Here is an 11,010-nt window from a genome sequence, read left to right on the forward strand (position 1 = left end):
CACTGGCCGCTGCCCACTCCAGGCACCATGAAGAACGACGAAATCCTCAGGCAGATCACGGATTTCTGCCGTCACTCCGACATGGCGGAGACGACGTTCGGCCGCCGTGCCGTCAACGACGGCAAGCTGGTGCACCGGCTGCGCGAGGGCAAGCGCATCACCATCGATACGCTCGACCGCATCAACGCCTTCATCGCAACCTCGACGCCGGGGGGCGTCGCGCCGCCGCGCGGCCTCGTGGTGCCACCGGAAAAGCGCGATCCGAGGGGCAATTTCCGGTTTTTCGAGAACCGGCAGCGCTATCTGCTGTTCGTGCACACCTGCAGCGAGAAGCGGGTGATCGCCGACCGGGTCGCGCTCGAATTGGCCGCGATCCACCCGCGGCCGCCGGCGCTGCGGGTGTTCGATGCCGGGATGGGCGACGGTACGGTGCTGGCGCGGGTCCTGCGTGCCATGCATGGCCGCTTCCCACATATGCCGTTCTATGTCGCCGGCAAGGAACTGAGCCTGGAGGACGTCCGCCTCACCCTCGACAAGGTCCCCGACCGCCTGTTCGAGCACCCGGCGAGCGTCTTCGTGTTCACCAACATGTATTACGCCGAGGCGCCCTGGCTGACGCCCAAGAACTCGGCGGCGGCCGCCAGCATGATCTGGCACGAGGTGGCCCTGCGGGGCGCGTCCTCGGGGGAATTCGAGACCCAGATCGCGGAACTCGGACCCTTCCTGGAGCAGAACTGGCGGGCCAATCTCAGCCCCGGCAATGCGATGCCGATCTATGAGCGCCCGGTAGCGCTGGTGCTGTACCGCGACGATCACCGGTTCCTGCTCGATTCCATCATTCCCCGCGCCGGCCGGACCGAGGCCAATTTCGACCTGGTGATCGCCTCGCAGCCCTATCGCGCCAAATCCTCGGTGAATTTCCGCGCCAAGCGGATCATCGCGCCGCTGGCCCGGGCGCTGCGCGGCGGTGGGCGGCTGATAGGAATCCACTCCCACGGAAGCGATCCCGGACTTGAAATCATTCAAGCCGTCTGGCCCGGAGAAAATCCTTTCGCCGTCAGCCGTCATGAGATACTGCGCGCGGTGAAATACGAGCTGGGCTCGGCCGGCCGCGAGCTGAATTTCAATGCCTACGCCGATAACCGTTCGATCTTCCGATATGATATGGAAGCGCTGCCTAATGAGGTGACCGGCTCGATCGGAACCTCGACCGCCTTCGCCGCCTGGAACGCAGCAGTGTACGTCGCGCAGATCGAAGATGAGCGGTTGACTGAAACGACCGAAAACGGACGAGCTCTCGAGGCCACACGCGAGGTTCTCCGTAAACACAACGGGCTGTGGTTTTACGACGAATCCTACGTCATCTCGCGGCGACGAGACTGACATTCCGGGGACATATTCACCAACCAACGTCGGACTTCGACGAAACAAGGGGTTTGCTTGATGCGCGCGTCTTATCTCTTCACCAGCGAGTCGGTCTCGGAAGGCCATCCGGACAAGGTCTGCGATCGCATCTCGGATGAGATCGTCGATCTGTTCTATCGCGAGGGGCCGAAGGCGGGCATCGACCCGTGGCAGATCCGCGCGGCGTGCGAAACGCTCGCGACCACCAACAAGGTGGTGATCGCCGGCGAAACCCGCGGTCCGGCTTCCGTCACCAACGAGCAGATCGAGGGCGTGGTTCGCTCTGCGATCAAGGACATCGGCTACGAGCAGGACGGCTTCCACTGGAACACCTGCGACATCGAGATCCTGCTGCATCCGCAGTCGGCCGATATCGCGCAGGGCGTCGACGCGCTGCAGCCGGGCGAGGTCAAGGAAGAGGGTGCCGGCGACCAGGGCATCATGTTCGGTTACGCCACCAATGAGACGCCGGACCTGATGCCGGCGCCGATCTTCTACGCCCACAAGATCCTGCGGCTGATCTCCGAAGCGCGCCACTCCGGCAAGGAGAAGGTACTGGGTCCGGACTCCAAGAGCCAGGTCACGGTGCAGTACGAGAACGGCAAGCCGGTCGGCGTTCGCGAGATCGTGGTGTCGCATCAGCATCTGGTCGAGGACCTCTCGTCCAGCCAGATCCGCGACATCGTCGAGCCGTATGTGCGCGAGGCGCTGCCGAAGGAGTGGATCAACGGCAAGACGATCTGGCACATCAATCCGACCGGCAAGTTCTTCATCGGCGGTCCCGATGGCGACTCCGGCCTGACCGGCCGCAAGATCATCGTCGACACCTATGGTGGCGCGGCTCCGCATGGGGGCGGCGCGTTCTCCGGCAAGGATCCGACCAAGGTCGACCGCTCGGCCGCCTACGCCGCGCGCTATGTCGCCAAGAACATCGTTGCGGCCGGTCTCGCCGATCGCTGCACGTTGCAGCTCGCCTACGCAATCGGCGTGGCGCGTCCGCTGTCGATCTACATCGACACCCACGGCACCGGTAAGGTGTCCGAGGATGAGCTCGAGAAGGCGGCAGCCAAGGCGATGGATCTGACGCCGCGCGGCATCCGCACCCATCTCGACCTCAACCGTCCGATCTACGCGCGCACCTCGGCCTACGGCCATTTCGGCCGCACGCCCGACAATGAGGGCGGCTTCTCCTGGGAGAAGACCGATCTCGTCGAGCCGCTGAAGCGCGCGCTCTGACACTTGCGTCATTCCGGGGAGCTCGTGCGAGCGAGCGAACCCGGAATCCCTTTTCATCAATTCGAGATTCCGGGTTCGCCGCTGCGCGGCGCCCCGGAATGACCAGTTCAACAATAGGACGCTCAAATGAACGCCCCCACGAAGCCCGGCTTCACCGACTACATCGTCAAGGACATTGCGCTCGCCGATTTCGGCCGCAAGGAAATCTCGCTGGCCGAGAGCGAGATGCCCGGCCTGATGGCCACCCGCGAGGAGTACGGCCCCAACCAGCCGCTGAAGGGAGCGCGCATTGCGGGCTCGCTGCACATGACGATTCAGACCGCCGTGCTGATCGAGACGCTGGCCGCGCTCGGCGCTGACATCCGCTGGGTCTCCTGCAACATCTATTCGACCCAGGATCACGCAGCTGCCGCGATCGCCGCCGCCGGCATTCCGGTGTTCGCGATCAAGGGCGAGACCCTGACCGAGTACTGGGACTACACGGCCAAGCTGTTCGACTGGCATGGCGGCGGCACGCCCAACATGATCCTCGATGACGGCGGCGACGCCACCATGCTGGTGCATGCCGGCTATCGCGCCGAGCAGGGCGACACCGCCTTCCTCGACAAGCCGACCTCCGAGGAAGAGGAGATCTTCTACGCGCTGGTCAAGCGCCTGCTGAAGGAGAAGCCGAAGGGCTACTTCGCGGAGATCGCCAAGAACATCCAGGGCGTCTCGGAAGAGACCACCACGGGCGTGCATCGTCTCTACGAGATGGCGAACAAGGGCATGCTGCTGTTCCCTGCGATCAACGTCAACGACAGCGTCACCAAGTCGAAATTCGACAACCTCTATGGCTGCCGTGAATCGCTGGTCGACGGCATCCGTCGCGGCACCGACGTGATGATGTCGGGCAAGCTAGCGATGGTCGCGGGCTTCGGCGACGTCGGCAAGGGCTCGGCGGCCTCGCTGCGCCAGGCCGGCTGCCGCGTCATGGTCTCCGAAATCGATCCGATCTGCGCGCTGCAGGCGATGATGGAAGGTTATGAGGTCGTGACCATGGAAGATGCGGCGCCGCGCGCCGACATCTTCGTGACCGCGACCGGCAACAAGGACATCATCACCATCGAGCACATGCGCGCGATGAAGGATCGCGCCATCGTCTGCAACATCGGCCACTTCGACAACGAGATCCAGGTCGCGACCTTGAAGAACCTGAAGTGGACCAACATCAAGCCGCAGGTCGACGAGATCGAATTCCCCGACAAGCACCGCATCATCCTGCTGTCGGAAGGACGCCTCGTGAACCTCGGTAACGCGATGGGCCACCCGTCGTTCGTGATGTCGGCGTCGTTCACCAACCAGACGCTGGCGCAGATCGAACTCTGGGCCAACAACAAGAGCGGCAAGTACGAGAAGAAGGTCTACGTGCTGCCGAAGACGCTCGACGAGAAGGTTGCCCGCCTGCACCTCGCCAAGGTCGGCGCCAAGCTGACCGAGCTGCGCAAGGATCAGGCCGACTACATCGGCGTCAAGCAGGAGGGCCCGTTCAAGTCGGACCACTACCGCTACTGATCTGCGCTCGCAGCAATCGATCACGTGAAGAGCCCCGGCGTCGTCCGGGGCTTTTTGCTGTGCTGACTTGCAGCGGCTCTCTCCATTCGTCGTCCTGGCGAAAGCCAGGACCCATAACCACCGCACTTGATTGTGAAGGGGATCGCGGCCCCAGCATCGCGCAACAATTGGGATTTGGGGTAATGGGTCCTGGCTTTCGTCAGGACGACGATGAAGATGAGGCGCAATTCAAGATGTCAAACAGTGCGGTGTCATCACCCGCGCATGCGGGTGATCCAGTATTCCAGAGACGCCTGTGCTTGAGCCGAGAGGCCGCGGCGTACTGGATCGCCCGGTCGAGCCGGGCGATGACAGATGGGTGCTGGGACGCAGCTTCGCATTCGCACCGAGGAATAACGGCGGAAACGCTGGAGTATCACCCCGGCACCCGCACCGAGCCGTGCCCGAGTTGCCGCGAGATGTCGTTCGCACAATCGCGTAGTGCGGCTGCGATCGCGCTGTCCCAGCCGGCGTCGAAGGTGCCCTCCGGTCCCATCGCCGTGATGACCAGCGCGACGTGGCCGGCGTGGTCAAACACCGGCGCGGCGAAGGCGTTGACGCCGGGCAGGGGATCGCCGATCGCGCGCGCGAGCCCGCGGTTCTGCACCTCGGCAAGCATCTCCGTGGTCTTCGCGGTGATGGTCTCGCGTTTCGGATTGTAGCCGACGCCGAGGCGATCGAGGCCGCTCTCGAGCGCCGTCTTGACGGCGTTCGGCGGCATGAAGGCGGCGAAAGCGCGGCCGGTCGCGGTCTCGAGCAGCGCCACCACCGATCCGACGCGCATCGCGATATGCACGGGATGGCTCGGCTCCTCGAGCCGCACCACGGTCGCGCCGTGGGTGCCCCACACCGACAGCGACACCGCATGATTGATGCTGTCGGCGAGTGTTGCGATCCGCGGCGTTGCGATCCGCACGGCGGACTGCCGGCGCAGGCTGATCAGGCCGAGCTCGAGCGCCAGCGCCCCGATCTCATAGCGGCCGGTGGTCTCGTCCTGCTCGATCAGGCCGATGCGGGAAAAGCTGACAAGGTAGGGATGCGCCTTGGCCGGCGGCATGCCGGCCTCGCGGGCGAGATCGCGCAGCATCATCGGCTCGCCGCTGCGGGCGAGCGCGCGGAGCAATTCTCCGCCGACCTCGATCGATTGGATGCCGCGGCTTTCTCTCGTCATGTCGTCCTGTCAGTTCTTCGACAATGTGCTTATACGGCGAGAAACCCTCCGTCGACCGGCAGGGTCACGCCGTTCACATAAGATGCCAGCTCCGACGCCAGGAACACCACCGGGCCGACCAGCTCCTCCGGCTGTCCGACGCGGCCGAGCGGCGTGCGGCCCAGAAAGCCGGCGAGCCGGGCAGGGTCGTTGCGGGTTGCTTCGGTCATCGCGGTTTCAATTACTCCGGGCGCGATCGCATTGACGCGAATGCCGTCCGCGGCAAGCTCGCGGGCCAGCGCCTGGGTGAGGAGCTTTACGCCGCCCTTGGACGGCGCGTAGCCCAGCGTATCGGCAACGCCGAGGAAGGAGGCGATCGAGCCGAGATTGATGATCGCGCCGCGTGTTTCGCGCAGCGCCGGCAGGAACGCATGGGTGACGTTGAAGGTGCCATTCAAATTGACGTCGAGTACCCGCCGCCAGTTCTCCTGCGCGCGCGGGGATGAGATGCTCTCACGGATGATGATGCCGGCATTGTTGACCAGGATCGCGATCGGCCCGACCTCGCGTGCCACACGCTGCGCCAGGGCGGCGCAGGCCTCGGCATCGGTCACGTCGAGCTCGAACGGCCACGCCGCGCGGCCGCGCTGGCGAATGTCGGCAGCGGTCTGCTCGGCGCCGGCGCGATCGATGTCGGCGACCACGATTTCGGCGCCGTGCGCTGCGAGGCCGAGCGCGATGGCGCGTCCGTTGCCGTGCGCGGCGCCGGTCACCAATGCGCGCTTGCCCGCCAGCAGCGTCGCCATCGTGCTCATGCCGCGCTGCTTTCGGCCGCCGCGCCGGCGATGTGCTTGCCCGCGATGTAGCCGAAGGTGAGAGCAGGGCCGAGCGTGATGCCGGCGCCGGGATAGTTGCCGCCCATGATGCTCGCCATGTCGTTGCCGGCGGCATAGAGGCCGGCAATCGGCTGCCCGTCGGCGTCGAGCGCGCGGGCATTGGCGTCGGTGCGGATGCCGGCATAGGTGCCGAGATCGCCGACCACCATCTTGATGGCGTAGAACGGCCCGTGCTGGATCGGCGCGATGCACGGATTGGGGCCGTGCAGCGCATCGCCCTGGTAGCGGTTATAGGCGCGCGAGCCCTTGCCGAAGGCGGGGTCGCGGCCCTCTGCCGCAGTCGTGTTGAACGCCGCGACGGTCGCCTCGAGCGCTTTCGCATCGATGCCGGTCTGCGCGGCAAGCTCGGACAGCGTCGCGCCGCGCTTGAGATAGCCGGTCTTCAGATGGTGGCCGAGCGGCATCGGGCGCGGCGGCACGCAGCCGAGGCCATATTTGCGCAGTGTCTCGTGATCGCAGACGAGATAGGCCGCGATCTCCTCGCCCGGCTTCGCCGCCTTGATCATCTCCTGCACGAAGTCGTGGTAGGAATTGCCCTCATTGGCAAAGCGCTTGCCGTCGCGCATCACCGCGATCACGCCGGGTTTGGCGCGGTCGATGAAATGCGGCATCACGCCCTTCGAGCCGTCCTTGCGGGTGGTGACCGAGACCGGCACCCAGGCCGCGGCATTCGGCAGCGAGTCCTCGACGCGGCCGCCGGCCGACTCCGCGAGCCGCAGACCGTCGCCGGTGTTGCCGACAGGACCCGGCGAATAGTGTTCCTTGCCGGTTGGCGCATGCGGAAACATCTTCTGCCGCCGCGCGATGTCATGCGGGAAGCCGCCGCAGGCGAGCACCACGCCGCGCGTCGCGTTGACGCGGATGGTGCGGCCTTCGCGCGCGATCACCGCGCCGCGCACCACGCCGTTCTCAACGATCAATTCGCGCACCGGCGAATTGAGCCAGAGCGGAATCTTCAGGTCGAAAGCGGATTTCGCCAGCCGGCCGGCCAGCGCATTGCCGTTGGTCAGCGTCATGCCGCGGCCGTTGCGCATCACGTCGATCGCATGCTTCGACAGCCGCTTGGCGACATAGGCCGCCGAGGTCAGCGACCGCGTCGCGCGCATGAAATGCACGATCTCCTTTCCGGAGCCGAGCATCATGCCGAACACGGTGAGCTCGGGCAGGGGACTGCCAAGATCCTTGATGGCATCGCCGAGTTCGTGGCCATCGAACGGCCGCGTCACCATGGAGCGACCGCCCTGCGCGCCGCCGGGCGCTTCCGCGTGATAATCCGGGAACGTCAGCGGCATGTCGAAGCGCACGGCGGTCTTCGCCGTGAAGAAGTCGACCGCCTTCGGCCCTTCGGTCAGGAACGCATCGACGCGCGCGGCGTCAAAGCTGTTGCCGGCCTCGTGGCGCAGATAGGTTTTGGCCTGGTCGGGGCTCTCCTCGATGCCCCAGGCCTTGGCCAGCGAGGTGCCGGGAATCCACAGCCAGCCGCCGGAGCGCGCGGTGGTGCCGCCGAAGCGCGGCTCCTTCTCGACGACGAGGACCCTGAGGCCGTGATGGCCGGCGGTGACCGCCGCCGACAGCCCGGCGCAGCCGGAGCCGACGACGAGCGCGTCGCAGTTGTACGTTTCTTGCGTTTCTTCGTTGGCCACGCGATCGATCCTATTTCTTGAGCAGCGGGCATTTGGACTCGGACACCGGACGGAAGGCGTCCTCGCCCTTCACCGTCTTGATGATGTCGAGATAGTCCCACGGCTCCTTGGATTCCGAGGGCTTCTTCACCTTCGCCAGATACATGTCGCGGATGACGCGGCCGTCCTCGCGCAGCTTGCCGCCATGCACGAAGGTGTCCTCGATCGGCAGCTCGCGCATCTTGGCCATCACTTTTTGCGGATCGTCGGTGCCGGCGGCCTGGATCGCCTTGAGATAATGCAGCACCGAGCCGTAGACGCCGGTCTGGATCATGGTCGGCATCACGTTGGTGCGGGCGTAGAATTTCTTCGACCAGGCGCGGGTCTTCTCGTCCATGTTCCAGTACGACGCCGTCGTCATGTAGGTGCCTTGCGCGGCGTTGAGGCCGATCGCATGCACGTCGGTGTCGAACATCAACAGGCCAACCAGCTTCTGGCCGCCTTGCACGAGGCCGAATTCGCCGGACTGCTTGATCGAATTGTCGGTGTCCTGGCCGGCATTGGCGAACGCCACCACATCCGCTTTCGAGCTCTGCGCCTGCAGCGCGAACGAGGAGAAGTCGGCGGTGTTGGTCGGATGGCGCACGCTGCCGAGCACCTTGCCGCCCATCTCGTTGATGAAGCGGGTCGCATCCTTCTCGAGCTGCTGGCCGAAGGCGTAGTCCGCGGTGATGAAGTACCAGGACTTGCCGCCTTCCGCGATCACCGCCGAGGCCGTCACCTTCGACAGCGCGTAGGTGTCGTAGGTGAAGTGCACGGTGTTGGGGCTGCACAGCTCATCGGTCAGCGAGCTCGCGCCGGGACCGGACAGCAGCGCGATCTTGTTGCGTTCGCGCACCATGTTGTGCACGGCGATCGCAATGCCTGAGTTGGGGATGTCGGCGATCGCGTCGACCTTGCCGTTGTCGAACCAGCCGCGCGCGATCTGAACGCCGACGTCGGTCTTCATCTGGTGGTCGGCGGAGATGATCTCGATCGGCTTGCCGAGCACGGTGGGGCCGAATTCCTCGACCGCCATCTTGGCCGCTTCGACCGAGCCCGGACCGGAATTGTCGCGTCCCCAGCTCGACAGATCGGTCAGCACCCCGATGCGCACGACGTCATCGGAAATCTGGGCGTGTGCGACCGTCGTCATCGCCGCGAGAATGGCTGCCGCCAAAAAATGTCTCATCATTCCTCCCTCTGGATGTCCGCATTCTCAGGCGGAGCGTCCTTCGATTAGGAATTATCTAATAAGTTTGTCAATGGCGAATTAGACGTGTGTGAATGATGTCACACGGTTGCCCGCTCGAATGTGACGGTGCTTCACATCTGGTGAGTAGACGCTTACATGGCTCATCCGGGATGGCATCGCGGCTGGGCCTCGGGCTCGCGCCAGAATACAGCGGCAATGCCAAGTCACTATGAAACAAGGGGAATTTTCGCGGACGGCGTTGCTATTCGCCGCCGGGGCTAAGCCGCCCATCAAGGGTCCAGGCTGCTACGGGACGGTCCATGGAGAGCATCGGCGGGCCGCGATCATAGACGGATCATGTTGAGACAACTCTTCGCGCCGCAGCTCGTCATTCTCTACGTGCTGGTGGCCTCTACACTCTACGTCCACTTCCGCGGCAAGCAGCGGCTGCGGTTCGCCCGCCAACTCGGCGATCACTCGACCTATCTCGCGCCCTACAATGTGCTGATGTATGCGGGCTCCGCCGTGCCCAACACGCCGGTGATTCCGGTCGAGCAGTTTCCCGAGCTCAAGCAGCTCTCCGACAATTGGGAGACGATCCGCGACGAGGCGACGCGCCTGTTCGACGAGGGCTTCATCCGCGCCGCCTCCAGGAACAACGACTGGGGTTTCTATTCGTTCTTCAAGAGCGGCTGGAAGCGCTTCTATCTGAAATGGTACGACGACTTCCTGCCGTCGGCGCGCACGCTGTGCCCGAAGACGGTGGAGCTGTTGAACTCGATCCCGAACGTGCACGGCGCGATGTTCGCGATGCTGCCGCCCGGCGGCAAGCTCGGGGCGCATCGCGACCCCTTCGCCGGCTCGCTGCGCTATCACCTCGGCCTGGTGACGCCGAACTCGAACGCGTGCCGCATCCTCGTCGACGGCGTCGAATGCGTCTGGCGTGACGGCGAAGCCTTCATGTTCGACGAGACCTTCATCCACAGCGCCGAGAACAAGACCGACGTCAACCGCATCATCCTGTTCTGCGATGTCGAGCGCCCGATGAAGTACGGCTTCATGACCCGGATCAATCGCTGGGTCAGCCACAACATCGTCAAGGCGTCGGCCACCCAGAACGTCGACGGCGAGCATGTCGGCGCGCTGAACAAGGTGTTCGGCAAGCTCTACGAGATCCATCTCGCCAGCCGCAAGGTCAAGGAGTGGAATCGGAACGTGTACTACACGTTGAAGTATTCCGTGACGGCGCTGATCCTCGGCCTGATCGTGGTGTCGGCGCTGCGGTGATATGAATGTGGAGGGCGGATCAGCCCACCGGGTCCGCGCGAAGCGCGGCCCGTTGCTCCGCGTCATCGATAGTGAAGCATGGCGGATCAAGCCTCGCGGCTAATCCGTGCCTCGATCCCTGAATAGCGCTGGACAAGGACAAGGCCTGGAGCGAACTCCAGGCCTTGCTTCTGACGCGCATGGTTCCGGGGCTGCGGCGCGATGCGCTCAGAACCTGAGCATGGACAGTCCAGGGAGTGAAGAGCGCCGCTGCTCAGTCCAATTCGTTCGGCCGGACCGAAAGTCTGCTTCGTGCCGATGTGCGGCCGTTTCGGTGATATCGCCAGTTCCGCAAATACAAGCTGAGCCGCAATGGCTGAAATCAGTCGCGTTCGAAGACCTTGGCGCCGGGGTAGACGCGCCTGGCGTATGCGACGACCCACTCGCGGTTCTGGGTTTCCAGGAACGGAGTCCGGATCGTGCACGACCCGACGATGAGGTGCCACAGGCCATTCAGCTTCTGAATGTTGACGATCATGTGAGTGTTCCTCGAGAACCCGCGTTCCAGTCGACACTTGCTACGCGTGATAATCCTGCGATTCAGTCCTC

9 protein-coding genes are annotated in these 11,010 nt (G+C 64.4%); 4 read left to right on the forward strand and 5 right to left on the reverse strand.

Annotated elements, in window-relative coordinates; all coding sequences use genetic code 11:
• Positions 1-27: 27 nt before the first annotated feature.
• The 3 genes from BraRD5C2_RS14105 to ahcY all read left to right on the forward strand — a co-directional run bounded on the left by BraRD5C2_RS14105 (position 28) and on the right by ahcY (position 4,194).
• Complete coding sequence (locus tag BraRD5C2_RS14105) at positions 28-1,383, forward strand: hypothetical protein (protein WP_223969236.1); 1,356 nt, start codon at positions 28-30, stop codon at positions 1,381-1,383.
• 60 nt (positions 1,384-1,443) lie between these two features.
• Positions 1,444-2,640, forward strand: a complete 1,197-nt coding sequence (gene metK / locus BraRD5C2_RS14110) for a methionine adenosyltransferase (protein WP_223969238.1) — start codon at positions 1,444-1,446, stop codon at positions 2,638-2,640.
• A 126-nt stretch (positions 2,641-2,766) separates the two neighbouring features.
• The gene (gene ahcY / locus BraRD5C2_RS14115) at positions 2,767-4,194 is read left to right on the forward strand and encodes an adenosylhomocysteinase (protein ID WP_223969239.1); all 1,428 of its coding nucleotides are present in this window, start codon (positions 2,767-2,769) and stop codon (positions 4,192-4,194) included.
• A 415-nt stretch (positions 4,195-4,609) separates the two neighbouring features.
• On the opposite strand, the gene BraRD5C2_RS14120 is transcribed toward ahcY, so the two are convergent.
• Genes BraRD5C2_RS14120 through BraRD5C2_RS14135 form a run of 4 tightly spaced genes read right to left on the reverse strand, consistent with a single transcriptional unit; the run spans position 4,610 to position 9,135 of the window.
• Positions 4,610-5,404 (reverse strand): IclR family transcriptional regulator, encoded by a 795-nt coding sequence (locus BraRD5C2_RS14120; protein ID WP_223969241.1) that lies wholly within the window; start codon positions 5,402-5,404, stop codon positions 4,610-4,612.
• 29 nt (positions 5,405-5,433) lie between these two features.
• Positions 5,434-6,198 carry an SDR family NAD(P)-dependent oxidoreductase gene (locus BraRD5C2_RS14125; protein WP_223969243.1) on the reverse strand — a complete coding sequence of 255 codons (765 nt, stop codon included), beginning with the start codon at positions 6,196-6,198 and terminating at the stop codon, positions 5,434-5,436.
• Complete coding sequence (locus BraRD5C2_RS14130) at positions 6,195-7,922, reverse strand: FAD-dependent oxidoreductase (protein ID WP_223969245.1); 1,728 nt, start codon at positions 7,920-7,922, stop codon at positions 6,195-6,197. Before BraRD5C2_RS14130 ends, BraRD5C2_RS14125 begins: the two co-directional genes overlap by 4 nt.
• A gap of 10 nt (positions 7,923-7,932) precedes the next feature.
• Entirely contained in the window at positions 7,933-9,135 is a 1,203-nt protein-coding gene (locus BraRD5C2_RS14135) for an ABC transporter substrate-binding protein (protein ID WP_374707991.1), read from the reverse strand.
• A gap of 357 nt (positions 9,136-9,492) precedes the next feature.
• Between BraRD5C2_RS14135 and BraRD5C2_RS14140 the strand changes: the two genes are divergently transcribed.
• Positions 9,493-10,422, forward strand: a complete 930-nt coding sequence (locus BraRD5C2_RS14140; protein ID WP_223969249.1) for an aspartyl/asparaginyl beta-hydroxylase domain-containing protein — start codon at positions 9,493-9,495, stop codon at positions 10,420-10,422.
• 361 nt (positions 10,423-10,783) lie between these two features.
• On the opposite strand, the gene BraRD5C2_RS14145 is transcribed toward BraRD5C2_RS14140, so the two are convergent.
• Positions 10,784-10,939 carry a hypothetical protein gene (locus BraRD5C2_RS14145; RefSeq protein ID WP_198964751.1) on the reverse strand — a complete coding sequence of 52 codons (156 nt, stop codon included), beginning with the start codon at positions 10,937-10,939 and terminating at the stop codon, positions 10,784-10,786.
• Between the last annotated feature and the right edge of the window lie 71 nt (positions 10,940-11,010).

Source organism: Bradyrhizobium sp. RD5-C2 (assembly GCF_019972155.1).
Classification (GTDB): domain Bacteria; phylum Pseudomonadota; class Alphaproteobacteria; order Rhizobiales; family Xanthobacteraceae; genus Bradyrhizobium.

What these genes read in the sequence shown, in the direction of transcription:
- BraRD5C2_RS14105 (WP_223969236.1), top strand. Translation starts at nt 28, where the DNA reads ATGAAGAACGACGAAATCCTCAGGCAGATCACGGATTTCTGCCGTCAC.
- metK (WP_223969238.1), top strand. Translation starts at nt 1,444, where the DNA reads ATGCGCGCGTCTTATCTCTTCACCAGCGAGTCGGTCTCGGAAGGCCAT.
- ahcY (WP_223969239.1), top strand. Translation starts at nt 2,767, where the DNA reads ATGAACGCCCCCACGAAGCCCGGCTTCACCGACTACATCGTCAAGGAC.
- BraRD5C2_RS14120 (WP_223969241.1), bottom strand. Translation starts at nt 5,404, where the DNA reads ATGACGAGAGAAAGCCGCGGCATCCAATCGATCGAGGTCGGCGGAGAA.
- BraRD5C2_RS14125 (WP_223969243.1), bottom strand. Translation starts at nt 6,198, where the DNA reads ATGAGCACGATGGCGACGCTGCTGGCGGGCAAGCGCGCATTGGTGACC.
- BraRD5C2_RS14135 (WP_374707991.1), bottom strand. Translation starts at nt 9,135, where the DNA reads ATGATGAGACATTTTTTGGCGGCAGCCATTCTCGCGGCGATGACGACG.
- BraRD5C2_RS14140 (WP_223969249.1), top strand. Translation starts at nt 9,493, where the DNA reads ATGTTGAGACAACTCTTCGCGCCGCAGCTCGTCATTCTCTACGTGCTG.
- BraRD5C2_RS14145 (WP_198964751.1), bottom strand. Translation starts at nt 10,939, where the DNA reads ATGATCGTCAACATTCAGAAGCTGAATGGCCTGTGGCACCTCATCGTC.